Raw genomic sequence first — 25,005 nt, forward strand, 5'->3', positions numbered from 1 at the left:
TCGGTAAATGAAATTATATCGGCGATTTTTCAAATTTATCGACCGATTCTTAACTTTCATCGGCGATTCGACATAGAATATCGACTTACCGACAAGAAACGACATATAAAACCCAATTCTCATCAATCAAAAAAGAGCCCACTCTTCTTGAGATGGGCTCTCTCCAATCACTTATTTGCCAAAAAACGAAGAAGCTGTGTTAATCCCGGCTCTAAATTCATTTCTCCTTTATGACGAACATATACGATTTTGTCGCCATCAAATTTTGGCGGGTTTCCTGGATTATACGTATTCCACTCGTTCGTTCCTTCTACAGAGTACTCCATATATTCTGTTGCACCAACGATTACATTATTTCTATCATCAGCCGTCACATCTGGTGCCATTTGTGCGATTTTCGCATCACTTATTGATAATTTCTTTATATCCTTATCACGTTTGTAATCGTAAGCTGTTACGATTACATCGTTACCATATGCTTTCACTTGTAATCCTTGTTTAAATGAATATCCATCTGGAGCATTCTTCTCTCCGCCATTTGGTCCAGCTGACATCCAGCCTGTTTCAATTCCGCCCGTATTTACAACCGTAAATCCTTTTTCATCTCCGCCTTCAATTTTCTTTTTACCAGCCCAATCTGGTAAGTTTAAATCCCAATGCGTATGACTTGTGAAGAAAACAACTTGCGGATAGTCCTTTAATATATCGTACAATTTATCAATGTTTAAATAATCTTGTAAATACGGATTTTGTCTTGATCCAGATACCGTATCCGGTAAAACGTGATGAGAGAAAATGAAAATTGGTTTATTTTTATCTTTTTGACTATACTCTTCTAAATTTTGTTTTAACCATCCTAATTGCTCATCACTCATATATACTTCATCCCACATTTTCGAATCGTGGTATTTCATATATTTTTCAGTTCCTAAAAATAAAAGCGGATAACCGTCTAACTCTTTTTTATGATATACTTTATCTTTTCCGCTAAATTTTAAATATCGATTAAACAATGTCTCTTCCGTTACACCATTTGGCCATGTATTTTGAGAGAGTTTTCCATCAGCTGTCCATTTACCAGCGTAAAACTCATGATTCCCAACCGTTGACCATACATTCTCCGGGTGCTTATTTTTGTTTAACACACGCTTCACATCATCATATTGTGACTGCTGTCCAGTTGGCGTTATATCCCCATTCATAATAAGCGCTCTAGAAAGTGGCGTCACTTTATTCATATCTTTTAACACGTGATCAAAATCCCCTAAATCCCCTTGAATGTCACTAATAACATTAAACATCGTAGCTGTTTTTCTTACTCGCTCTTTCTCTTCCGCATGCATTGTAAATGTCGGTAATAATACCGCCATAACAGCTAATGAAGCAACTGCCTTTTTCATACAATTTCTCCCCCTAATAATAGAATGTATAAACTGACACGCTCTACTTTCTCTTAGGTGCTTGTCCAATTCATATTATAAGGAGGGATTGTAAAGATAGATGGAGTGAAAATTTAAGTGTTTTTTAAGAGATTTTGTCTTTTTTACACTACCCATTCAACAATTGGCACCAATTGTTCTATTTACCTATTAATATTAAATGAGTGTAAAATCACACGATAAATCGCTTAGTTTGATACGTTGTGTTTTAATCTATTTTACATAATCTCAATAAAATACTTTACCTTTTCAAATTCTCTTCATTTAATCCGAACAACTCTGACAAAATAAAACGTCCATCTTTTCTTATCAGTACATCATCAAACCAAATTTCACCACCGCCATACTCTGGCCTTTGAATGTTTACTAAATCCCAATGTATTGCTGATTTATTCCCATTGTCTGCACCTTGTAACGAATCTCCAATCGCTAGGTGAGAACTACCATTTATTTTTTCATCAAATAACGTATTATTCATCGGATGTAGTATGTAGGGGTTAAAGGCCAGCGCAAACTCTCCAATATATCTTGCTCCCTCATCCGTATCAAGAATCTGATTAATTCGCTCTGTATCATTTGCATATGTCTCTATTATTTCCCCCTGTTTAACATGTAACTTTACATTTTGAAACGCATAACCTTGTTGAACAGATACTGTGTTAAACGTTATTACTCCATTTACAGAATCTTTGACAGGTGCTGTATATATTTCGCCATCCGGGATATTATCCGTACCATCCCCCTTTAAAACGCCTATTCCTTCAATAGAAAACTCCAAATCCGTTCCTTCTCCAATAATCCTCACTCGTTTTGTCTTTTCCATTAATTCTTTTAATGGCTCCATTGCTTTCGACATTTTCTTGTAATCTAACGTACATACATCATAATAAAATTTTTCATAAGCCTCCGTGCTCATATTTGCTTCTTGCGCAGAAGCCGCATTCGGAATGCGAGTTGTCACCCATCTCGTTTTATACACTGCTTCACTATGTGCTTTTCCAAATATCTTTTGATATAACTTCATTTTTTCTGCCGGTACATCTGCTAATTCATATGCATTTCTAGGACTACGGAGATTAATATAAACTTGCATTTTACTTAATCGATAACTCTCCCAATCTGCAAATAACTTAAATTGTTCTTCAGATCCTGATAGAATTAATTGCCTTGTAACAGAAACATCGCGCATTGATACATGCGCATATCCCCCTGCTTTTTCCACAGACTTAATAATTTCACGAACTACTGCGGGATCTATTTCAGTAACACTTTGAATTAACACATGATCACCAGGCTGCACTTTAGTCGAATGATTGACTAGTACATCCGCTAATTTCGATAGTTCTCGCTTCATTACGCTCTCGTCCCTTCACTATCGTTTCAATAGCTTAATAAAAAATAAAAGGCTCTTTTCGTAAAGATTGTTGCTTATAATTAAAATAAAGGTTAATTTTCTTAATACGGTATAGTATTTACAGCAGATTATTCAGCAAACGGGCAGGATTGTGAAAGTATTGAGTTCGAGATATCTTCCTAAAAACCATTACTATAATAAAAGGATGACAAAATTTTTATGGTTAGTATGATAATTTGGAAACAGAAGTCAGCTTAATCTATGAAAACCTTATCTGAGGAGTGATGTAGGTGAAACAAAATATTTACGATAATCCGAATTTCTTCAAAAACTACACAGCATTGCGTGAAAGTGGAATAAACGCTAATGACTTCATAGAACAGCCAGCAATCAAATCATTAATTCTGTGTTTGAAAGGAAAATCGGTATTAGACTTGGGTTGCGGTGATGGTCATTTTTCAAAGTATTGTATAGAAAATGGTGCAAAAAACGTAATAGGTGTAGACATATCCAAAAATATGATTGAACGTGCTAAAAAGTTAAATCAGGATGATAACATAGAATTTATGTGTCTTCCTATGGAGGATATGGGACTAACCAATCAAAAGTTCGACCTGATTATAAGTTCCCTCTCTATACATTACATTGAAGATTACTCGGCAATGATTCAAAAGATTAATGAACTATTAAAAAGCAGTGGTGAATTTATCTTTTCAACCGAACACCCAATAGCAACAGCTCGCAAAGGAAGCAACCATTGGATAAAAACTGAGGATGGTAATACATCACACTGGGCATTAGATAATTATCAAGAAGAAGGAATCAGAGTACACAACTGGTTTGTTGACGATAGTGTGGTTATTTATCATAGAACTGTTGCCACATTAATAAATACTTTGATTGAACACGGGCTTTCGCTGGATAAAATAATCGAACCACAATCAACTTTGGCAGGGATAGAGAAAATGCCAGATTTAATAAACGAATCGCGAAGTCCATCTTTTATTATAATCAAGTCAAAAAAAACAAAATAATATTTAAAAATATCTACCGCAATCTGGGAGCTTTTATTGAATTACGAAAACAGCCGTTTCACTAAGGAATGGCTGTTTTTTATACTTCACGCAGAAAATTCACAGTGATTTGATTAGAATTTTGACAGGCACTAAGTAGCATTTGATTTATCTGTTCTTTTTCCGCCAATTTTTTGCTTTGTTGAAGAAAGTTGAACCAATAAAGGTAATTGTCCAAGTATTTGGTTGCTACTCCTTGAAACCTATTCATCCATCCTTTTAATCGCTTGTGATAGTTGTTGACGTTTTGGAGATGGTAGATGCCCTTTTTTACATATCCTTCTTTGCTTAGATTAATAGGTTCGTGTTTCAGAGCTTTAATTAGAGCAAATTTCTTGTAGTTCGTTGCTGTGTCTGTGCATAGCAACGAAGAAGGGTCAATGTAGCATCCGATAACCGCATCAATTTCTTCAGCTCTCACACGACCAGTTCCAGCTTTTTGGGCGATAACTTGTCCATTACGGTCCTGAGCCACCACAACGGCAATTTTAAGATTGCTAATCCCTCTCTTTTTGTCTCTTCCTCCGCGTTTCTTGGACTTTCTATCTAAACCCCTACGCCCTTTTAAAGACTCTTTAAAAAAGGTCTCATCGCTCTCGATAATCCCGTTCAACATTTGAAACCCCATCGAACGGAGGGAATAACCTTCGACCATCATTTGAAAATATTTCGACCATTTTCCAAGATAACGTGTCCCTGAAATAGGGGTATTAGATAAGTCATTGAAAGACTTTCCACAGTCACGACAGAGATAACGCTGTCTATCTCTATACTTGCCGTTCCGCTTTACCTTGACACTACCGCAATGGACACAACCTAACCCTTCTTTAAAACGCATTTCCCTAATGGTGGTAAAAGCATCCTTCATATTCTCTTCATCGTTAGAAAAAAAAATCTTCTGTTAATAGATTAAACAGCTTGATTTGCTCATGTTTTGGCAAATCTGAAAAATTGGCATAAACGTCTTTCCACATACTAAAATCCCTCCTGAAAGAGAATTTTATTACCTCTCAGAAGGATGGTCAAAATAGCAACAATCTATACAAAAAGAGCCAAATAAAAAGAGAACTACTCTCTTCAAGCATTTCTCTTTTTCATCCAAACGATAGATATAAAATAAATCATTAAAAATATAATATATAAATTCCATAACGCCGGCATTGAAACTACACTAAAGTAAAGTGTCCCAGGTAATAACCAACCTCCACAAAGGATCATCAAAATCTTTTTCCTAACAAGCACTGCAATAACTGCTAAAAAAGACGGAAGCAAAAACATGAAAAATACAGTAATATATACTTCCTTATCAAGCATTTGATTACTGTAAGGATTAAAATAAAGGAAAACTATAGAAAGGATAAAAATGTTTATAGCCGCTGCTACCCCTATATAAACATTTACATTATTTTTCATAATCCTCCTACTCTACTCCCAATAGTAATATACTGACCACTTTCCAATACTATATTTCATTACAATACACGTTACTCATCTTTTAATTAGCCTTAAAATTGTAAATCGGCTTAATAATATGTTTGATATCAATTGTTTCTTTTGTATTCTCAACAATTTCATTCATTGGCTTATATACCATTGGAGCTTCATCTAAAGTGCTTTCTGCAACAGATGTAGTCCAAACTGCTGTCATTGTATTTTGAAAATCCTCTAAGTTAAGTACTTCTTTAGCCTTCTTACGACTCATAATGCGCCCCGCTCCATGCGGTCCAGAAAAGTTCCAATCTGCATTTCCTTTACCCAATGCAATGATTGAACCGTCTCTCATGTTAATTGGAATGATTACTCGTTCATCTTTCTGAGCTGAAATAGCACCTTTTCGTAAAATCATATTTTCCATATCGATGTAGTTATGAATTGTAGTGAATTGATCTATTACTTTCCAATCCATTCTAGTGACGATTTCATCCATCATTGCTTTACGATTTAACTCCGCATATTTTTGAGCAATCTTCATATCATTCATATAGTCTTTAAATCCTTGACCTTCTAAATAAGCTAACTCTTTATGAATTGCCGGCTTCTTAATCCCTCGTATAGCTTCATGTATTTCTTGTTGTCTACCTTCTCTTGTGAGACGCTCAATGATTTCTTCTTTAATAGATTTAACATTAATAAGTTGCTCGTAAGCAAGGTTTTGATAATACTCCGCTACTTGTTTACCTAAATTACGAGAACCACTATGAATGACAATGTATACATTCCCTTTATCATCCTCATTCAATTCGTGAGGTGGGCTACTGACGCCTTTCTGTGTTTCCACAGTAGGTTTTCAATAGCCTCCTCCCAAACCGTACGTACACATCTCTGTGTATACGGCTTTCCATTTACAAATATCTATCCCTGAGGGTGTGCAATGTTGTTATGACAATCATGGCACAGCACTAAGGTCTTTCTATTTCGAGCAATCATCATTTTCTCCCATAGTTCTTTTCCTTTTAGGTCTTTTAATCTATGAACATGATGAATCTCAAATGGTACATCTTCTTTTCCACACCATTCACATTTTCTAGCACTAATTCTTCTCTCTAATTCAGTAGTAGATAAACTAAACATCTGCGTATTTGGAATAACATTAGGGTCATCCTTCCTAATCGTCTTATCTCTGACGAAACCTTTGTTATAAAAATAACAGAAAGATTCACCTTTTTTGGTGTTGTATTTAATCCCCCAATGTTTCCCATTTCTAAGTTTATTAATCATTTTGTGAACACTCGATTGGTGTTTTCCAGCCAAGGTTTTCAAACAACTATATTCCATTACATATCTTAACTGCCACATTTTGTGGGTGACATTTTCTGCTAGTCGAAAGTAATTATACATACCTCGAATTTCAGCATTGTAGATATTTACAATTTCAAGGTCGCTAAGTCTTAAATACTGATTTCTATGAATCGGTTTCCAAACTTTTGCGTTAATGTCCTCAACTAGTTTATTTTCAGATATAAAATTTCTTAATGTTTCCTTTGGCATCATTAGACGAATGTTTCTTCTTGCATTTCTGATTGCTATACCTTTCGAGTTCTTATAGGTTTTATCATTGTTACCTACGCAGATATTGTAACTTAGAAACTTCGCATACTTACTACTGTGAGTGATTAGCGTCTTTTCATCTGAAAGTTCTAACTTTAGTTGGGTCTCAAGAAAATCTTTTATTTTCTGCTTAATCTTCTGACAGTCTTCCTTACTTCCATTAATACCAATGATAAAGTCATCGGCATATCTAACGTATTTGATACGCTTAAATTCAGTTGAATCAATAATATATCTAGTATTAGACATTTCTTGTTTAATCAACTTATATTCCTGAAGTAATTTCTGTCTTTCTGTTTCGATTTCGCAGTGGTTGATTTTCTTTTTTAGGTTTCCTGCTTTAAATTCAAGATTTCGGTATACTGGATTTCGCTTTTGGTCTTTCTTTCTGTCACCTTTGTCATAGTCCTTCTTTAATTCATCAACAACATATTTATCAAGTTCATTCAGATAAATATTCGCAAGAATTGGACTTATAATGCCCCCTTGAGGTGTTCCACTATAAGTCTTTTTGAATTTGAAGTCTTCAACATAACCTGCTCGAAGAAATTTCCACATTAATCTGATGAATTTTTCATCTTTAATGGTTTTACGCAAAAGGTTAATGAGTACGTTGTGATCGATATTATCAAAGAAACCTTTAATATCTCCCTCAACAAACCAATTTACTCCTGTATAAAGTCTTGAAATCTCCATCAGAGCAGTATGGCAACTTTTATTTGGTCGAAATCCATGAGAGTGATCAGAGAAATTCGGTTCATAAATAGCCTCTAACACCATTCTACAAATTTCTTGAACAACCCTGTCCATGAAAGATGGTATCCCTAAAGGTCGTTTCTTATCATTTTTCTTCGGAATGTATACCCTTTTTGCAGGTTTGGGTTGGTAACTCTCATCTTTTAGAGAATCAAGGATCTTATTGATTCGTAATTCATTGAATCCATCAGCAGTTTCACCATCAATCCCACTTGTAGAACTTCCATCATTTTTGTAAATGTTGGAGTAAGCCTTGATATACATTTGTGGGTTATATAGTATCCTGTATAATCTATCGAAATAGAAATCTTTTTTCTTCGCCTGTTTTGATAGATTGATTAAAACTATTTCAGAATTTTGCAAGAGCCTTTCGCTCCTTTCTATATAGTTTTAATCCTTGTAAACTGTTCCCCTTCGCCATGTAATAGGCTTTCCCTATCTCGGACTACTACGAGAACTCCGTTACCTTGCGGAATATTCAGAGTCAATACTCATAGCCAATTGGCGTTTCCGTTTAGGTAATCCCCAGTTAGTACAGTAAATATAGGAAGATTGTTGTCGGATAGTTCTTTCACGCTTTCATTACATCTGTAACTGCGTTAATCCTCAAACGAAAACCATTGCAATCTGATTCACGGATTCAGTTACAACACCTTTGGAATATTTTCCGATTATCCCAAAGTAGGATTAATGTTAGGTTTCAGTTGGCTTTCCTAACAGTGAACCATAGCACCGCTTACGCTCGAACTTCAAACATTACAGTCTTTATCCTCATACAATCCTTTATGCCTCGATATTCAGTCGCAATCTTACCAACTGATTGACTTATACCTTTACAACCATGCTACACTCCCTGTTCACTTTCGATTCCAGATAAGGTTGTTGGCATTACCCCAGTTTTCTTAGGGTATCGCTACCTATTTACGCAATATTTACTGCCCATCTTGGGCGCACAATGAAATGATTTCCTCCACCAAGTGTACCAATACTCTTTTGAGCACGTTGTAATGTGAACGGGGCTCTTACACTATCAAAATCAATTATTTTTGAAAATCTATGTTCCTTATCTCGAATACGAAAACCACTTGGGACAAATTTACGAATTGTTTCGTCTAAGTGATCGAAGTTGATTTCCTCTTTCTTCTTATTAATCATAACAACTTCCATGCCACAACCAATATCGTACTTACCTCCCAGTTTCCTGAAAGAGTGGACTATACCTTCTCTACAGTCATCGAGATACGCAGTCTCTACTGTAGGCTCACCGTATTAATTATTCCTCTTCAACTCAAAATGGATGAGGAATAATTCTGTATCTTAGTCTGCTAACCTGATACAAGTCTCTGAACCATTCGATTATGTCACCATAACCACTGGCTGCTGATTGCCCTCGCCTTTTATCGTTAGGGTTCCCAGTCAATTGAGTGAGTAGTTTAAAGTCTGAGCCGATTAGTTAACCCCGACTAAATTAGGAACGATTTTATCTTGAATTGTCATTGTTGTCCCAATCGTACAACCTGCCCCTGCATGTGTATCTGGCATAATACGAATCTTGCTATCCTTTACGAACTCTTGATTACAAAGATCAATAATTTGACCTGCTGCTGTTTCTTCTACGTTAGTAGTAAATATTTTCGCTTCATTGTATTTCCCTTGTAATTTCAACATTTTCTATTTCCCCTTTCCTTTAGTTTCCACAAAACAGTACTCATATATATGTAGCAATATATTTATAATTATATTTTCCATCACTACATTTAATTTCCTTGTTTTTCCTAAAAAAAAGACACAGAGATTTCTCCCCATGCCTACTTATAGCTTTAAAAATTAACTACTGAATATTTTTATTGCGCTCTAATTGGTTTTGAATTCCTGACCTATCAATTTGAATCCAATACTCTGCAATTTTTCCATCTTCTACTCTATACACTGCACTTGCTATTTGAATTATTGGAAGTCCTGTAGGTTGATATCCATCAATTTCTCCTACATGCATACCTACTTGTTTCCAACGTACATATACTTTACTTCCTTGTACTAAAAATTCTTGAATTTCTAAAGAAAAATTACCATATACTTCAACCATCTCTCTTACATGTTCGGCATAATCTTCAGGTGTTCTACAAACTGTTTGTTCTTCTTCAGATACAATTTGATGTGCCAATACTTTTTCTGCCATTAATTGATTTGCATAGTCAGGATGATTCCCTGAACGTACTTCATCAAAAAATTTTCTAACAATTTGTTCTGGCGTCATTTTAAAACCCCCTTATTAAGAAATCCAATACTAATCATATCATAGTTTATTGTAATCTAACTATTAAAGTAAACTGATTCGTGTATACAATAAAAAGATAAAATCTCTTCTTTCTTAAGAAATTCCACTTGTTCCCCCTGAAAATTCACAATAATAATTATCTACTTCTTCACCGCATGAATATAATGCACCGTTTCAAAAGCTTTCAAATAATCGTTTCGACCTTCAAAATATAATGTATGGATATCCTCTGGTGATAAGTGCTCATAAATGAGTAAGCCCGCCTTCTCTAACAGTACTTCCATTTCGGTATAAGAATAACACGCTGTCATCGGTTCTCCACCTACCGAAGCCATTTTCACCATTTTTTCAACTCGATTGGACAGCCCTTTTTCTGTAAATAAGTTTTCATCCGGATAATCGAAAACGATAGAACTTCCTACTGGAACCATTTTGAATAAACATTCTATTAAACTGGAAAGTTCCTCTTTCATTAAATAATACGTAACCCCTAACAAGCTGAAGAAAGTCTTTTTATTTTCAAATCCTTCATTTATTAATTCTTGTTTAGAGAAATCCTTAGTGAAATCCATTGAAACAAAATGAAGATTATTTGGAACTTCAAGTTCTGCTTCTTTTATTCTTTCCTTCTTAAACTGCTGTGTAGAAGGATGATCTACTTCAAATATTTCTATATTATTCTCTAATTCTCGGTGTCTAAAACTGAACGTGTCTAAGCCTGCACCGAGTATGACGTATTGCTTTGCTCCTAATACCATCTCATGTAGCAATACTCTTTCACAATAGGCTGCACGTGCTAAAGGTGTTGGTGACAACTGAACTTGCGTAATCCATTTTAATATTTCTTTTGGATTGTCTTGAAACTGCTCTGCAATGTCTTTATTGAAAAAATGTATCCCTTGAACCATGTTCATTTCAATATTGTTACGCTCTTTTTGTGAAATTAAATCTTTAGCTACATAATCATCAAAGATTTTAGGACTATCAAACTCACTATGATACGCCCTCCCGAAAGCTGATACTAACGACGTTACACTTGCTTCACCTTGTTTCATGCACATACACTCCTTCATTTTCACAACAAAAATAGGGTTCCCCTGGCCAGGAGAACCCTATTATACACGTTATTTTCATATTGGTAAATTATAGCATAAATAAGTTTTTTTGTCAAGTTCTCAGCTCTCTTTAACACTTCAATAAATTGTATGTTTTCAAGAGGAAAATTGAAATTACATACAGAATATTCCTATTTTAATGAACAGGTCCTTTTGAAAATACAGAAAAAACACTCTAAGGTGCCTTTCTCCTACTTCATTTTTCATATCAATAGAGGATTTTCATCAGTTTAAATATCGAATATTCTAAATTATTCATTCATTCTTTTTTGAGCAGTATTAGTATCTTGAGATACTGGTATGTGTTCGGTAGCTCTAGATAAACCTGTTTTTGGCATATTAACATAGATCGCTTCAGAAGCACCTTTTTCTATTTGATAGGTTTCGTGAAAAACACCGACACTCCCATTATCTTTAATCTTATTATTGTATGATTTCCAAGCATATGAATGGTTTTCTCCGTGAGCATAGTTTACTAATTCGTCGAATCCCTTCCAGTATTGAATTAAAATTACTTTTCTCCAACTAAATAAGAATTCTGTATGTAAGAAACCCCATTGTGGGTTTTGATACAATTCTTTAATCATAGGTCCCATAGCATTAAAAACTGGTATCCACTTCCAAAATTTTAATAAGTTGTTAATACGCATACCAATAATAAAAACAACAAATTCTTTATCCTTGCTATTGGCTATATGCCTGCCGTTAAAAATTTTAGCTCCCACTTTAATCCCCCCCTTTTTTACTGAACATAAATAATGTGCAGCTCCCAAATAAACCATAACACTTTCCTAATAATTTTCCAATTACTTTAACATAGATTATGAAAGGCTGTACTTAACAATAAAAGGTATATGTTTCCCACCTTTTTTATTATTAACAGCTATCATTAACATTTGCCCTAGATCTCCTTTTCGCCAGGAACATTTCCATACTTCAGGGCTTTTTTAAAGCTTCAAATGATTGTTCCTTATGCTTCACCTCGAAAGGAATAAACGAAATTAAATTTCCTTCTAGATATATCTATTTCAATAATCATAGTATTGCTGCCTCCTTTCTAAACAGAATATTTTTAGTTCATTTGAGTTAAGACAACATCACATCACAACACACTCCTTCACATCTTTTACAAGATTAGCGTTCAAACAAAGCTGATCAACTCCCCTACTCTATAAAGTAAATAATAGAATTTAAAAATTACATACTCATAGATTATTATGCAAATACTTCCTCTGAGCGCCGCACATGGTATATAATAATAAAATAATCTACTTCTATATGCTCAAGTCTACACAAAACAGCTCATGCATATGAAAGAAAAGAGGTACAAAAATATGAAAACAAAACAAACAATCGCTGCGTCTACACTAGCTTTAGCAATGATTGCGGGATCTACCCCTACTCATGCAGAAGTAAATGATGCTACTGCTGGGCAAAGTACTGGAGATCGCTTAGCTGAGATTAAGCAACATAGACAAGAGTTAGATGCGAAATTGCAGCAGCACAAAGAAAACGTGGATCAAACATTGAATGAACTTAACCAAGTTAAGGAAAATGTTGATACAAAGGTGAATGAACTACATGAACGTAAACAAGTTGCTGATGAAAAAATTAGTGAGATTAAACAGCAGAAACAAGAGTTAGATGCAAAACTTCAGCAAGACAAACAAATCGCCGAGGATAAAATCGCTGAAATTAAAGAGCATAAAAAACAAGTAGATGAAAAAGTTGCTGAAATTAAAGAGCATAAGCAAACTGTTGATGAAAAGGTTAACGAGATTAAAGAGCATAAACAAACTGTCGATGAAAAAGTGAATGAAATTAAGCAGCATAAAGAAAATATCGATGCAAAGGTTAATGAACTTAAGGAAGTTAAAAAACATGTAGATGAAACATTAGCTGAGTTAAAGAAAGCGAAACAAACTGCTGAGGACAAACTTGCTGAAATTAAAGAAAATAAGCCGAATACCGGTAACACGTTAGAGGAACTTAAGAAAATCAAACAAAATTTAGATAGTCTTTCATCTAACTTAGAACTAGCTAAACAAGATATAAAAAACAAACTAGCTGAATTACAAGAAGCTAGACAAGATTTACTAAATAAAATAAACGAAATCAAACAAGCGAAACAAACTGTTTCAGACGATTTAACAAAGAAAAAACAAGACTTAGATATTAAAATAAACGATTTTAAACATACTGAGAAAAAAATTGATGACAAATTAGCTGAGATACATACAACAAAGCAAAATGTAGATAACAAGATTAATGAAGTATCACAACCTAAACAAACGAAAGTGGATAATAACACTACTGCTACTGTTCCTGCAAAAGATAATGCTAGAGAACTTCCTAACGCTGGTAGTGAGCAATCAAGTAACGTTCCACTCGGAATGTTATCTGTCTTAGGCGGCGTTTTATTACTTTCTCGCAATAAAATTAAAACGTTATTCTCAAAATAATGCTATTATAACTATCTTAAATTATTAATAAAAAGGACAACAGCGTTTATATGTACTGTTGTCCTTTTTCATTGTTTAATTTTGTATTAACTGCCCATCTCTAAGCGTCAATATACGATCACATACATCAAGCATTCTTTCATCATGTGTAATCATAATTGCTGCTTTTTGACTTTCTTTCACTTCACGTTTCATCATTTCAACTACTTCACGTGCGCGTTTTGAGTCTAAGCTTGCAGTTGGTTCATCAGCTAATATTAAATCTGGATTGTTCATGAAAGCACGAGCGATTGCTACCCTTTGTTTTTCCCCACCAGATAGTTGATTTGGATAATGAGTTTTTCTTTCGCCTAATCCAAATGCCGCTAATAAGTGATCAGCACGTTTTTCAGATTCTTGTTTGTTGTATTTTTTTAGCTTTGCAATGTAAAGCAATTGTTCTTTTACATTTAAATATGGAACAAGATTTGCGAACTGGAAAATGAAGCCAATTTTTTTCAAACGAATGTCTGTCATTTCCTTTTCTGATAACTTCGTAATATTTTTCTCACGAATGTAAATATCCCCTTTTGACGGTGATAGTAAAGCACCCGCGATTGATAATAACGTACTTTTCCCTGATCCAGAAGGACCAACGATTCCGATAAACTCTCCAGCTTTCACATCAAGCGATATCGGATGAAGGGCTGTTACTTCAGTATTCCCTTCTCCGTACACTTTACTTACATTGTCTAATTTTAATAATGAAGTCATTACATCCCGCCTCCAATTGCTTCTAATGCATCAACTTTTAATACTTGATATAACGAAATAAGTGTTCCTAAAATACTAATTACGATAAAGATTGCTGCATATTGTGCAATCATCGGTGTTGTTAATAAGAACGGCATACCTGCTGGTAAAATTTGTTCTAATCCTTGTACAAGAACAATACTGATTATCATCGCCACAACTGATAAGAATAACGCCTGTACGACTAAGCTATTTGCTAAATAAGAATTTTTCGTACCGATTGCTTTTAATACACCTAATTGCTGTGTTTTTTGTAATGTAATTACGTAGAAGAATACACCAATTAGTAACGCAGCGATAACAAGTAAGAACGCAATGATCATCGTTAATGTTCCTTGCTCTTCTTTAAATCCTGGAATACTTTGTAATACTTCTTTTTTGTCGATAACATGTGCATTTTTAATGTCTTTATCTGTATTAAGTGCAATTGCACTATAATCTTTTTGGTTTGGTTGTGAAATAGCGCCCCATACGTCTTCATTTACATAAACGACTGGTGTATGGCTAAACATTTGATTTTTCGTAAATCCAACGATTTTAAATTCTTTCTTTGAAACAGGATCAATAATTGTATCCCCAATATCGATTCCTTTTTCTTTAATTGATTCATCAGCAACCATTTCGTTGTTTGCTGTACCTAACTTCTCACCTTCGACAATTTTCGGTTCTAAAAATGAATCGCGTTCACTTGAGAAAATAGCGACATCAACTTTTTTCGAACTACCTTTCTTTTCATAAGTTGAATTTTTTACACGAAACGGAACGGCCTCTTTCTCGCCTACTTGATTTACTACGTTATCTACATCATCTTGCTTAATTTGTGAACGAAGTAATTTATTTTCCGCATCATCCGCTAGTACAAATTTATTTGCCTCCATATTTTGAATCGATGAAGCATTATCATATGATAATCCATTTGCTAATCCTGAAATTACAAGGACTAAAAATGATAATAACACCATAATAAGTCCGATTAATCCATATCTTAATTTTGATTGTTTTAATTCACGCAGAGCTAAAAACATTTCGCTCGCTCCTTCCTATTACTTTCTATGCACTTATCATAAAAAAGAAATATGAACGGAATATGAACAGAAGATTACAGAACGGAAATTGAATTTTCAGAAAGTATTGAAAATAACTAAAATCCTTGATACAATTCAGTCAAATAATCTTGACCGAGTAATTTAATTTGAGGAGTTGATCATTTTGAAGCCCATGTTAACACTAACTACTTATAGCCAACTAAAAGCAATGAGCGATCCACTACGTGTCGAAATGATGATGCGTCTATGCGAACGTCCTTATACAGGACAACTACTATCTGAGAAATTCGGCATTTCAAGGGCGAAAATTCATTATCATTTAAAAGAATTAGAGAAGAATGGTTTTATAGAGATCGTTTATACAGAAGAAAAGAATGGCATCGTTCAAAAGTTTTATCAATCTGTCGCTAAAGGCTTCACACCTGCCGCAGACCTATTACCTCATTTAGAAATATTAAGCGAATCAGGTCGCCAAATCTTTTTACAAATGACGGAAAGAACGAAAAGCCATATTCTCGCTGCACCAGAAGAAGCTTTTACATTACGAAAAGTAAGCGAAGACCCAGCTGAATGGAATTACGTTTCATCCTGCTGGGAGTTTGATGCCACGCCAGAACAATTTCAAGTGTGGGTGAAAAAGTTTTATGAAGTGATGGCTGAATTAAACGAGCTCACAAAAGATGCGGATAAGGATCCAAATAGTAAAGCTTATTACATTTCTACTACTGCACTGCAAATCGATGAGCGAGCAATGCGGCGATTTGTTAAAAAAGAAGAAAAATAAACTTGTCGATGTTTGTCGGCAAGTCGATATCTCATGTCGAAACGTCGATATAATCAAAGTTGTGTTCGATATATCCTGATTTACGTCGATATAATTTCATTTACAAAAAAATCGTAATACGATTTTTTTACACCAACGGTCAATTTTATTTTACCGAATAATTTTTTCATAAAGGAGTAGATTAAATGGACGTATTAAAAAACCGGAATTTCCTCTTATTATTTTTAGGGAGAATTTTTACAAACATAGGAGATAGTTTGTATTATGTAGCAGCGATGTGGCTCGTATATGAACTTAGTGGTAATCCTTTTTATTCTGGATTGGCTGGTTTCCTTACATTATTACCTTCTGCATTACAATTTCTTACTGGTCCATTCGTTGATAGATGGTCAATCAAAAACACCCTCGTCATCACACAAGTTCTGCAATGCATTCTTATATTAATCATTCCTATTACACACTACTTCGATCTATTAACAGTTCAACTACTACTCATCATTATGCCCATCGTAGCCTTTATCGAACAATTCGCCTATCCCGCACAATCAAAAGCTTTACCACTTCTACTGCATAAAACACAATTATTAAAAGGAAACTCACTCTTTTCATTTGCATATCAAGGCATTGATTTAATTTGCACGACTCTTTCTGGAATATTAGTAGCACTACTTGGCGCAATCACTTTATATGTAATTGACTCCTTTACATTCGCGATTACTGCCCTTTTGTTCTTTTCATTAAAAATGCCGAAACAAGCAGAAGCCAATACATCGCTTTCCACTAAACAATATTTCTCTGAATTAAAAGAAGGCTTTTCAATCGTCTTTCGTTCATTAATGGGCGTCTTCTTAATCGGTTCAGTTGTCGCTAATTTTTCAATTGGTATGACGATGGCGATACTTCCTTCTTTCGCTGATTCTTTAGGTGGCGTGAAATTATATGGCTTCTTTTTAGCCGCTATATCAGCCGGCAGTTTAATCGGAGCACTATTCAGTTCATGGGTTGGCAAACGTAATGTTGGCCGTGTCTCCATTATTAGCTTTGCAGCTGGCGCTGTCTTTTGGTTTCTCTCTACGATTGTACCGTTTCAATGGCTGTCTATTTTCTTATTCGGCTTAGCTTGGATTCCAATTGGTGCTACCAACATATTATTTGCGACGATCAGTCAAATGGCTATTCCAAATCAATATCTTGGACGCATCAATTCAGTCATGCGAAGTATGGGCACAATTGCTATGCCGTTCGGCTCTTTAATTGGCGGATATACTGCAAATGTATTTAGTAGCCAACTCATTTTTGCGCTCGCTAGTATCGGGATTTTATTTATTTCTCTCGTATGGCTACTTCATCCGAAATTACGTTCACTGCCGAAAGCTGATGAAATTACAGCGGATACTTTTGGGGTTCGGTTTAAGGAAGAACATGGGAAAGGTGCGGCTTTATAGTAAAAATAAAGTATTATCTAATCCGTAATGTGTAGAGATAATAAAGTTATTTAATTTTAAAAGCTCAAACAAGCATACCCCCGTTCTAAATTTAGGACTGGGGTAAAAATATAGTTGCTTAATTTTGTATGTAAGATACTTCACTACACTAAAAATAAAACAATAAAGTCGTTTAAAAATCTAAGTTTTATTCAACAATAACGCCTTTAATGGAATAACTAGAACGCTCAGTCAACGATTTGATGGCCATGCCCCCTGCATTTTCCTTAATTGAATAATTTGGCCTGTATGATAAGCATCATGAAGCATGATGTCTAGTAATTTACCCTCAAGTGAATTTTGTTCAAGCTCTTTTTCGGAAATTGCACTCAACACCTGTCTTAAATTACGTTGAGCATTTTCAGAACGTTCAACGACTTTCTTCCATTCCTTATCACCATTAGATTGATTGGTAAGATAAAAGGTTTCATCACCGTCGAGATTATGTGTCCATTCACGGCCTTCCAAGTTTGCAGCAAGTCTCTCTTTGTAATAAATGAGATGATTAACGTTCTCCCAAATGGTTTTCATTCCCTCTCCAGGTGGTTTCCAGATAGCCTGTTCGGCTGTAAGTCCTTCTATAGCATGTTTAAACGGTGCATACCAACTCTCTTTATCGAATGTTGAATCTAGTACGTTTAAAAACAAGTCAATTCGTTTCAAATTAATCTCCTCCCTAAATAGTTAAAGTTTCAATAAAATCCTTATAACTCTGTAGGGATTCTACATTTTCAAATAAACTTCCTGCTAATTTTATTCCACAAACTGACCCAATTGTGGAATAGAATGACTCGCATTTTTCAAACAACTCTTTTTCACTTTACACGTAAGTGAAAATATATCGACCAATCAACAAAAAGAAGAGGCTGTTCCAAAACAACCTCTTCCCTTACAGTTATTTCGGAAGTTCAACGCGAACAGTCGTCCCTTCCCCTTTCGTACTATATACCGAAACGTTTCCGTTATGGAGTTCAACGATTTTCTGCACAATCGATAACCCTAAACCGCTACCTTCTACGTTTCTTGCCCTTGCTGTATCCACTTTGTAAAAACGATCAAATATACGATCCATTTCTTCTTTTTCCATGCCGATTCCGCTGTCTGATATAGAGATCATAACGCTAGATTCTAATTCTTCTACAACAAATTCAATTGTCCCACCATCGTTTGAAAACTTAATGCTATTCGTAAAAATATTACTCCATACTTGATGAAGTAAGTTTTCATCACCTTTTATGACGATGTCTGGCACATCAAATTCAACAGCTATATCTTTCTCACGCCATTTCCATTCGAGCATAAAAATGACGTCCTTAATTTGCTTTTGTAGATGGAATTCTTTTATTCGCAAAACCTTCTCCTCTTTATCTAATGAAGCGAGCGTAAGTAACTGTTTACATAAACTAGACATTCGCTTACTTTCGCCCTCAATAATTTTCAAGTAATGTTTTCTTTCCTCTTCACTCATACTCTCTGACTGTAATGTTTTCGAAAAGCCTTGTATAGAAGAAAGTGGCGATTGAAATTCATGAGAAACGTTAGAAACGAACTCTTGTCTCATTTGATCTAATTCTTTTATACTCTTTGTCATCTTTTGAAAATTAGTTGCTAGCGTACCGATTTCATCTTTTCGATTTTCATCTAATTCGATATCATATTCACCACTTGCAATCTTTTGAGTCGCTTTCGTAAATGTTCGAATAGGACGAACGATATAACCTGCTGCAATCGCTATAAAAATAATACTTAATAAAACGATAAACCCAAGTAATACCGCTAAGAAAATTCTCATCTCGCCAAACTGTTGCTGAATGTCAGGACGAATAAATAAAGCGTACTGTTTATCACCATGTTTTAACGGGACACCGACACTATTAATTAATTCATTATCGAAAAATCCTGTAATAAACAAGCGGGTTGGATAGGTGGAAACACCATTATACGTTTCACCTTGCAGTACTTTATGAACTGTAGCATCACTAATTGTTATCTTACGAAACGCATTCCCGATACGCTTTCCATTCTTTTGGTCATCTACAATATAAATTTCATATCCTAATTTCGCAATAGACTGTAAGTATGCCTCTTTATTTTCTTCACTTTGCTTTTCATATAATGATTTTACTTCCTCAGCATACATTAAAATCTTTTCACTATTGTAAGGTTTTAACTTCACTTGATAGTACACATTTGTTAATAAAAAACCGATAATACTACTAAGTAGCATAATCCCGACCGTCATAAAAACAAATCTAGAATACAATGATTTCATCTTATTTCAACTCCAACTTATAACCGAGTCCGCGCACTGTCGTAATTTGAAAATCGTCTGTTCGTTTTGAGAAACGATCTCGTAGTCTCTTCACATGAACGTCAACCGTTCGCTCGTCCCCTTCAAAATCCATTCCCCATACTAGCTCAATTAATTCTTCTCTTGAAAATGTTCTTCCGGGATAACTAGCAAGCTGTGATAATAATTCAAATTCCTTTAAAGGAAGCAAAATCGTTTGACCGTTACACTTTACTTCGACACCTTTTCGATCAATTGTCGTTCCGTGTAGTGTTATAATGTCAGCACTCAGCATTTGATAACGACGTAATAAAGCTTTCATACGAAAAATTACTTCAGCCGGTTCAAATGGTTTTACAATATAATCGTCCGTACCAGAAATGAATCCTTTTTCTTTATCCACTAACTGATCTTTCGCCGTTAATAAAATAACAGGAATATCATGATACTTCCGGATTTCTTCACATAACGTATAACCATCAACAAACGGCATCATAATGTCTACGATTGCAAGATGAATATTTTCTTCCTCTAATACACCTTGCGCTACCTTTCCATCTTCAGCCTCAAAAACTTTAAACCCCTCTTTTTGTAAATGGTAATGTAATAACTCTCTAATATGCTTGTCATCATCAGCTAATAAAATATGTATCATCTTCATTAAACCCTCTCTTGTTCATCCTTCTACATTCTTACATTAAGAAACAATTGGATTTTTTGCAAGAAAAAGAAAAACAATTACAGCATTAATTTTTTCATGGCAATGAGCTAAATTTTAAAATCCATTAAGTGAAATTATTGAGGTTATCAAAGATACTACGCATTAGAACCGCAATACAGTACAACAGATCGTATGATAATGTAGCTTTGGAATAAAGGTTCATAAATAATACCTACAAGCCAATATTTTACGATAAATAAAAAGAATCCATTTTGAAATAGATTTTAAATAGACTAAACTAAGAAGAGGATATTACGTTCAATATATGAGTATATATCCTCTTTTCTTATAAACATTAGATTACTTATACAGATAATAAAAATAAAACTCTATATGTATACTGAATTCAGAAAAGTTTGTATAATTTAGGTAGCTAACGTATCTCATAACGGAAAGCGTTGTGAGGTCTTTAGACTGAGCGTTAATTTTTTTAGGGGTAAAGTGCTATGAGAGTACAAGAGGTTCTCATAGAGAATAACAACAAAGGATACATATTACTGGATCAAAAAGGATTCCCTGTAATAAATCATTTAGGAGGTGACAATTATTAATGAAACAACAAGAACGTATTATCTTTCGTGAGGTTCAGCGACCACAACAAATTTGGGTATGGATACTCATATTTGGGATCGCAGCACTGATGTGGTATGGATTCATTCAACAAATTATCCTTGATACCCCGTTTGGAGATAAACCAGCTCCCAATGGTGTGTTAATTGCTTTGTGGTTGTTTTTTGGGATTGCCTTTCCTGTATTAATGCTTGGGGTATTGAAACTGATTATAGAAGTCCGTGAAAAAGGTCTTTATGTTCGTTTTGTTCCTTTTCATTTTCAATATAAACAGTACCTTTTCAAAAATATATGTCACTATGAAAGCATTACTTACAGTCCACTAAAAAGATTCGGAGGATGGGGAATTCGTTTTAACCTTAAGGGTGAAACGGCCTATAACATGAATGGAAAGAAAGGTATAGAGTTAAAGTTGAAATATAACACAGTGGTAATCGGCACTCAAAAACCGGACGAATTAAAAAAAGCATTGGACTCGGCACAAAAAGCATAATGAAAATTAATCGTCAACAAACGGGTATCATTGTAGAATAAGAAAGGACATTACATATTAGTCATATAAAATATATAATGTCCTTGAATTTATTTGTTTTTTTAAAATTTAGGTCTTGATAATTAAGTGATCAAAATAGATTCTCATATTTTCACATTAAGATTATTTCAATAAAAAATATTGCTCATTTTCTGCCTTTTTAAAAACTAATTCTAACTCTTATTAAGCCTTAGAAATATCAACAAATCCTTCTCCAAACACATCACGAACATCGTGTATAGCGATGAACGCAGCCGGATCCGTAGTTTGAACAATCCGCTTTAGCTTCACTACTTCTTGCTTATTAATAACAATATAAAGAATTTCCTTCGGAGTTTTTGTGTAATAGCCATGACCTGAATACACAGTAACCCCTCTGCCCATTAAAGTAGTCACCTTTTGAGCAATTTCATTCGGGTTATCAGAAATAATCGTAATAGCCTTTTTCGGATTTAAACCTTCAATTACAAATTCCATCACTTTCGTTCCTACGTATAGCATAATAATTGTCAGCATCAGTTTTTCTGCACCAATGATGAAATAAGATGAAAACGCAACGATTAAATCGAAGAACAGTAGACCATAGCTAATGCTCCAACCTAAATACTTATGTGTCATCCTCGCTAAAATGGTAGTACCTGCTGTTGTTCCGCCAACACGAATAATTAGACCAATCCCGCATCCTATAAATATTCCTCCGAAAATGGCATTTACCAGCATTTCATCCGAAGTAATATACCAGCCCTCTGTCAAATGAAGAAATAGCGAGTTAGTAACTACAGCAATGATCGTATAAATTGTTGTTATCTTATTCAAAAATTTATAGCCAGCTATTAACAAAAACGCGTTTAGAATTAAGTTAACTAAGCCTGGTGACCATTCAAATAAATAGTAGGTAATAATCGTGATACCCGTTACTCCACCCTCACCAAACTCGTTCGGGATAACAAACAAATTCACACCTAACGCAAAAAGAAATGCACCAATAATAATAAAAATAATGTCTGTCGTTCTTTTTTTCATACAGTACCTCACTTCTTATGTAAATATTTATTCTGCCATAAACTCTCACCATTATATCGTGGAATATTCAAATCGAACAGTGGTTTGTTTTTATTTTAATATAGGATGACAAACAAATTCCCCCTAAATCCGTATGTAATTAAAAAAGTAAAATAACTGTATTTATTATGTACTACAAATAAAGTTTTGATTTCACATACAATTCACGCTAAAAAATGTATATGAACACTCTCACTCGCACAAACTTCGAATACAAAACAAATAGGCGAAGCTATAGAATAGACTTCGCATCAAGCATTTGATCACAGAGATTTATATGAGATTTTATATTCATACACTCCAGAAATAAATTTACTTATCTTTCTCCATATATTCTTTAATCTTTCGTTCTTCCCACTCTTTTCCGAATATCCCAATTGGAAAAGTTGTCAAACCGTGTATAACGATACCGATTCCCCAACCTCCAAGTGGATATAAAAACCATAATTTACTTGAATCAGAGCTTATATTTATAAAAAAAAGCATCAAATTAACTAGTATATAGACCGTTAAATGAATGTAAAACGCTTTTAAATTCTCCATCCTTTTTTTAGCTCGTAAATAAACCTCATCTCGCTCCACCCTTAAACACCTCTTTCATTATTGTATTTTTTAAACTCGCTCCGATTTAAACATCATATTCTAATCGAAAATCCCTTATTCTCAAAAATTCACAAAAAAAAAAAGATCGTCTTCGTTGCAGAAAAATTGCAGGTACCAGTAGACACCCTCCTTTTTGTTCGTAGTACGATACTTTACGAAAAAAATGAAAAATCAAATTTTATAATAGAAATAAAATCTTTAAATCTGTATAATAAAATAGAAAGTGACATTTTAATACAGAAAGGTTTTGATAACATGCTAGGTATCGATGTCAAAAAAACAGATAAAGAATTAATTATTTCATGGCAACTAGCTAAGGTTCAAATTCCATTAAGTGAAATTATTGAAGTTACAGAAGATGAAACCTATGCTGGTGTAGAAGAAAAAAACGTAATCCGAATTGGAACAGCATACGCTACAACAGATCGGATTTTAATCAAAACAGTAAAACAAAATTATCTATTATTTACGACGAATAGAGTCGCAATTTTGAATAAAATTAATGCATAAGCAGTACGCTAAAACACTTGTCTGTATATTTTTATCCAACTCAACTGTATACCCGCATTTTTAAAATTATTATAGATCCAATGATGTACCTTAATCCCGAATATAAAATAAACAAAAGGTACCCATCAAATTATCATACACATGATCATTTGATGGGTACTGCATGATACATTTGTTATTTACAGAAGTCTAATTAAGACCAAATCCAAACATCATCATTATTTTCAACGTTGCTCTTTACCTCATAAACCTTTTCGATATGATCCGTTGTGTTCCAGTTAATAGAACTTCCGCCCCAGCCCACATACTTCATATCAATTTTTACTTTCTCACCCGTATTGAATACTTGTCCCTTTGTTAAGAAAACATCAATAATAACTTTCTTCCCGTTTAGCGATGGATACTCAACTACGACATATTTAGTAGAAACGTCCCCCTCATCTTCCATCGTTCCTACTTTTGATACTTCTCCAATTACATAATCAGGTGAGCCATCTTCTTTCATGTGCATGCCTAACTTGTTTGTTGTATTTTCAACTGCAGTTGCAACCATATATTCTGTAAAATTACGCATCATAGATCCAGTAGCTTTTACTTCATCCCCTACTTTCACATTTGAACGTGAATCAATATAAACACTAACAGGTTCTTCGTATTGCTTAGATTTAACGATAATCACACCATTATCCACTTCTACTACTCGCCCTTCTAACGTCGAGAAATTCGACTCAATAGAAGCCGCACTCGCTTTTGACAGTTCTAATCCTGGTAAATTCGTTCCTGATAATGCTGCGATCCCTAAAGCACCTGCTAAAATTAATTTTTTCATACCCATTATGAAACATCTCCATTCATGATGATTTTATTTTTTCGATTGGATACGACCAACCTGTAACTATTATAGTTACAGACAATAAGGAATAGCAACCATCTTTCTCATGCAATGTTGCATACTGTAATTTTTAAATTTAAATCGATTATTCCTATATTCAACACGAATGCCAAATCCTTGCATAACAGCAGGTAAACTGATTGATGATGAAGAAACTAATGTCATGCATCATATTTTTTCAATGCTACATTTTG

Annotated in this window: 23 protein-coding genes and 2 pseudogenes; 6 read left to right on the top strand and 19 right to left on the bottom strand. The window is 34.3% G+C overall.

Going from position 1 to position 25,005, the window contains the following annotated elements:
* Nucleotides 1-167: 167 nt before the first annotated feature.
* Together MHI07_RS14685 and MHI07_RS14690 are read right to left on the bottom strand one after the other, a co-directional pair.
* Nucleotides 168-1,400, bottom strand: a complete 1,233-nt coding sequence (locus tag MHI07_RS14685; RefSeq protein ID WP_340824692.1) for a DUF4073 domain-containing protein — start codon at nt 1,398-1,400, stop codon at nt 168-170.
* A gap of 280 nt (nt 1,401-1,680) precedes the next feature.
* Entirely contained in the window at nt 1,681-2,793 is a 1,113-nt protein-coding gene (locus MHI07_RS14690) for an aminopeptidase (RefSeq protein ID WP_340824694.1), read from the bottom strand.
* Between the two features lie 290 nt (nt 2,794-3,083).
* On the opposite strand from MHI07_RS14690, the gene MHI07_RS14695 reads away from it, so the two are divergent.
* Nucleotides 3,084-3,827, top strand: coding sequence for a class I SAM-dependent methyltransferase (locus MHI07_RS14695; RefSeq protein ID WP_002066207.1), 744 nt, complete (start codon nt 3,084-3,086; stop codon nt 3,825-3,827).
* Between the two features lie 79 nt (nt 3,828-3,906).
* Here the strand turns inward: MHI07_RS14695 and MHI07_RS14700 are convergent.
* The 9 genes and pseudogenes from MHI07_RS14700 to MHI07_RS14740 all read right to left on the bottom strand — a co-directional run bounded on the left by MHI07_RS14700 (nt 3,907) and on the right by MHI07_RS14740 (nt 11,788).
* A pseudogene (locus tag MHI07_RS14700) lies at nt 3,907-4,840 on the bottom strand (IS1595 family transposase).
* Nucleotides 4,841-4,943: 103 nt separating this feature from the next.
* Nucleotides 4,944-5,279 carry a hypothetical protein gene (locus tag MHI07_RS14705; protein WP_340824697.1) on the bottom strand — a complete coding sequence of 112 codons (336 nt, stop codon included), beginning with the start codon at nt 5,277-5,279 and terminating at the stop codon, nt 4,944-4,946.
* An 82-nt stretch (nt 5,280-5,361) separates the two neighbouring features.
* The gene (locus tag MHI07_RS14710; RefSeq protein ID WP_340824699.1) at nt 5,362-6,144 is read right to left on the bottom strand and encodes an RtcB family protein; all 783 of its coding nucleotides are present in this window, start codon (nt 6,142-6,144) and stop codon (nt 5,362-5,364) included.
* 74 nt (nt 6,145-6,218) lie between these two features.
* Nucleotides 6,219-8,033 carry a reverse transcriptase domain-containing protein gene (locus tag MHI07_RS14715; protein ID WP_340824702.1) on the bottom strand — a complete coding sequence of 605 codons (1,815 nt, stop codon included), beginning with the start codon at nt 8,031-8,033 and terminating at the stop codon, nt 6,219-6,221.
* Between the two features lie 591 nt (nt 8,034-8,624).
* Nucleotides 8,625-8,837 (bottom strand): annotated as a pseudogene (locus tag MHI07_RS14720) (RtcB family protein); the annotation flags it as partial.
* Between the two features lie 282 nt (nt 8,838-9,119).
* Nucleotides 9,120-9,338 (bottom strand): RtcB family protein, encoded by a 219-nt coding sequence (locus tag MHI07_RS14725; RefSeq protein WP_242214165.1) that lies wholly within the window; start codon nt 9,336-9,338, stop codon nt 9,120-9,122.
* Nucleotides 9,339-9,501: 163 nt separating this feature from the next.
* A complete protein-coding gene (locus MHI07_RS14730; RefSeq protein WP_131231435.1) occupies nt 9,502-9,927 on the bottom strand; it encodes an ester cyclase in 426 nt (141 codons plus the stop codon).
* A gap of 161 nt (nt 9,928-10,088) precedes the next feature.
* Nucleotides 10,089-11,003, bottom strand: coding sequence for a class I SAM-dependent methyltransferase (locus tag MHI07_RS14735; protein ID WP_340824707.1), 915 nt, complete (start codon nt 11,001-11,003; stop codon nt 10,089-10,091).
* A gap of 311 nt (nt 11,004-11,314) precedes the next feature.
* Nucleotides 11,315-11,788 (bottom strand): DUF4188 domain-containing protein, encoded by a 474-nt coding sequence (locus MHI07_RS14740; RefSeq protein ID WP_215597867.1) that lies wholly within the window; start codon nt 11,786-11,788, stop codon nt 11,315-11,317.
* A gap of 609 nt (nt 11,789-12,397) precedes the next feature.
* On the opposite strand from MHI07_RS14740, the gene MHI07_RS14745 reads away from it, so the two are divergent.
* On the top strand, nt 12,398-13,525 hold the full coding sequence (locus MHI07_RS14745; protein ID WP_131231429.1) for an LPXTG cell wall anchor domain-containing protein: 1,128 nt from the start codon (nt 12,398-12,400) through the stop codon (nt 13,523-13,525).
* Nucleotides 13,526-13,600: 75 nt separating this feature from the next.
* Here MHI07_RS14745 and MHI07_RS14750 read toward each other — a convergent pair whose 3' ends face one another.
* Together MHI07_RS14750 and MHI07_RS14755 are read right to left on the bottom strand one after the other, a co-directional pair.
* The gene (locus MHI07_RS14750; RefSeq protein WP_215571818.1) at nt 13,601-14,278 is read right to left on the bottom strand and encodes an ABC transporter ATP-binding protein; all 678 of its coding nucleotides are present in this window, start codon (nt 14,276-14,278) and stop codon (nt 13,601-13,603) included.
* Entirely contained in the window at nt 14,278-15,342 is a 1,065-nt protein-coding gene (locus MHI07_RS14755; protein WP_002161171.1) for an ABC transporter permease, read from the bottom strand. The genes MHI07_RS14750 and MHI07_RS14755 overlap by 1 nt, the downstream gene beginning before the upstream one ends.
* 184 nt (nt 15,343-15,526) lie before the next feature.
* Between MHI07_RS14755 and MHI07_RS14760 the strand changes: the two genes are divergently transcribed.
* Nucleotides 15,527-16,147: an ArsR/SmtB family transcription factor gene (locus tag MHI07_RS14760; RefSeq protein ID WP_340824714.1), complete on the top strand. Its 621-nt coding sequence runs from the start codon at nt 15,527-15,529 to the stop codon at nt 16,145-16,147.
* A 185-nt stretch (nt 16,148-16,332) separates the two neighbouring features.
* A complete protein-coding gene (locus tag MHI07_RS14765; protein WP_340824716.1) occupies nt 16,333-17,592 on the top strand; it encodes an MFS transporter in 1,260 nt (419 codons plus the stop codon).
* Nucleotides 17,593-17,823: 231 nt separating this feature from the next.
* Here MHI07_RS14765 and MHI07_RS14770 read toward each other — a convergent pair whose 3' ends face one another.
* The 3 genes from MHI07_RS14770 to MHI07_RS14780 form a co-directional block, all read right to left on the bottom strand.
* Nucleotides 17,824-18,294: a DinB family protein gene (locus tag MHI07_RS14770; protein ID WP_088078894.1), complete on the bottom strand. Its 471-nt coding sequence runs from the start codon at nt 18,292-18,294 to the stop codon at nt 17,824-17,826.
* A 232-nt stretch (nt 18,295-18,526) separates the two neighbouring features.
* Nucleotides 18,527-19,903 (bottom strand): sensor histidine kinase, encoded by a 1,377-nt coding sequence (locus MHI07_RS14775; protein ID WP_340824718.1) that lies wholly within the window; start codon nt 19,901-19,903, stop codon nt 18,527-18,529.
* A gap of 1 nt (nt 19,904) precedes the next feature.
* Nucleotides 19,905-20,582 (bottom strand): response regulator transcription factor, encoded by a 678-nt coding sequence (locus tag MHI07_RS14780; RefSeq protein WP_176108039.1) that lies wholly within the window; start codon nt 20,580-20,582, stop codon nt 19,905-19,907.
* A gap of 610 nt (nt 20,583-21,192) precedes the next feature.
* Here MHI07_RS14780 and MHI07_RS14785 point away from each other — a divergent pair.
* A complete protein-coding gene (locus tag MHI07_RS14785; protein WP_002033084.1) occupies nt 21,193-21,705 on the top strand; it encodes a DUF6141 family protein in 513 nt (170 codons plus the stop codon).
* 222 nt (nt 21,706-21,927) lie between these two features.
* Here MHI07_RS14785 and MHI07_RS14790 read toward each other — a convergent pair whose 3' ends face one another.
* Both MHI07_RS14790 and MHI07_RS14795 read right to left on the bottom strand, forming a co-directional pair.
* Nucleotides 21,928-22,767 carry a YitT family protein gene (locus MHI07_RS14790; protein WP_002161166.1) on the bottom strand — a complete coding sequence of 280 codons (840 nt, stop codon included), beginning with the start codon at nt 22,765-22,767 and terminating at the stop codon, nt 21,928-21,930.
* Nucleotides 22,768-23,118: 351 nt separating this feature from the next.
* Nucleotides 23,119-23,388, bottom strand: coding sequence for a 2TM domain-containing protein (locus MHI07_RS14795; RefSeq protein WP_078174921.1), 270 nt, complete (start codon nt 23,386-23,388; stop codon nt 23,119-23,121).
* A gap of 276 nt (nt 23,389-23,664) precedes the next feature.
* On the opposite strand from MHI07_RS14795, the gene MHI07_RS14800 reads away from it, so the two are divergent.
* Entirely contained in the window at nt 23,665-23,919 is a 255-nt protein-coding gene (locus tag MHI07_RS14800; RefSeq protein ID WP_340824723.1) for a SunI/YnzG family protein, read from the top strand.
* Between the two features lie 193 nt (nt 23,920-24,112).
* On the opposite strand, the gene MHI07_RS14805 is transcribed toward MHI07_RS14800, so the two are convergent.
* Nucleotides 24,113-24,754, bottom strand: a complete 642-nt coding sequence (locus MHI07_RS14805) for a hypothetical protein (protein ID WP_340824726.1) — start codon at nt 24,752-24,754, stop codon at nt 24,113-24,115.
* Nucleotides 24,755-25,005: the final 251 nt, after the last annotated feature.

The organism is Bacillus sp. FSL H8-0545 (assembly GCF_038006105.1).
GTDB lineage: Bacteria > Bacillota > Bacilli > Bacillales > Bacillaceae_G > Bacillus_A > Bacillus_A cereus_U.

Bases quoted from the DNA above. Each gene is read 5' to 3' on its own strand.
- MHI07_RS14725 (WP_242214165.1), bottom strand. From the start codon at position 9,338: ATGTTGAAATTACAAGGGAAATACAATGAAGCGAAAATATTTACTACT.
- MHI07_RS14755 (WP_002161171.1), bottom strand. From the start codon at position 15,342: ATGTTTTTAGCTCTGCGTGAATTAAAACAATCAAAATTAAGATATGGA.
- MHI07_RS14800 (WP_340824723.1), top strand. From the start codon at position 23,665: ATGCTAGGTATCGATGTCAAAAAAACAGATAAAGAATTAATTATTTCA.
- MHI07_RS14765 (WP_340824716.1), top strand. From the start codon at position 16,333: ATGGACGTATTAAAAAACCGGAATTTCCTCTTATTATTTTTAGGGAGA.
- MHI07_RS14750 (WP_215571818.1), bottom strand. From the start codon at position 14,278: ATGACTTCATTATTAAAATTAGACAATGTAAGTAAAGTGTACGGAGAA.
- MHI07_RS14735 (WP_340824707.1), bottom strand. From the start codon at position 11,003: ATGAAACAAGGTGAAGCAAGTGTAACGTCGTTAGTATCAGCTTTCGGG.
- MHI07_RS14705 (WP_340824697.1), bottom strand. From the start codon at position 5,279: ATGAAAAATAATGTAAATGTTTATATAGGGGTAGCAGCGGCTATAAAC.
- MHI07_RS14775 (WP_340824718.1), bottom strand. From the start codon at position 19,903: ATGAAATCATTGTATTCTAGATTTGTTTTTATGACGGTCGGGATTATG.
- MHI07_RS14785 (WP_002033084.1), top strand. From the start codon at position 21,193: ATGAAACAACAAGAACGTATTATCTTTCGTGAGGTTCAGCGACCACAA.
- MHI07_RS14685 (WP_340824692.1), bottom strand. From the start codon at position 1,400: ATGAAAAAGGCAGTTGCTTCATTAGCTGTTATGGCGGTATTATTACCG.
- MHI07_RS14690 (WP_340824694.1), bottom strand. From the start codon at position 2,793: ATGAAGCGAGAACTATCGAAATTAGCGGATGTACTAGTCAATCATTCG.
- MHI07_RS14730 (WP_131231435.1), bottom strand. From the start codon at position 9,927: ATGACGCCAGAACAAATTGTTAGAAAATTTTTTGATGAAGTACGTTCA.
- MHI07_RS14790 (WP_002161166.1), bottom strand. From the start codon at position 22,767: ATGAAAAAAAGAACGACAGACATTATTTTTATTATTATTGGTGCATTT.
- MHI07_RS14780 (WP_176108039.1), bottom strand. From the start codon at position 20,582: ATGAAGATGATACATATTTTATTAGCTGATGATGACAAGCATATTAGA.
- MHI07_RS14745 (WP_131231429.1), top strand. From the start codon at position 12,398: ATGAAAACAAAACAAACAATCGCTGCGTCTACACTAGCTTTAGCAATG.
- MHI07_RS14805 (WP_340824726.1), bottom strand. From the start codon at position 24,754: ATGGGTATGAAAAAATTAATTTTAGCAGGTGCTTTAGGGATCGCAGCA.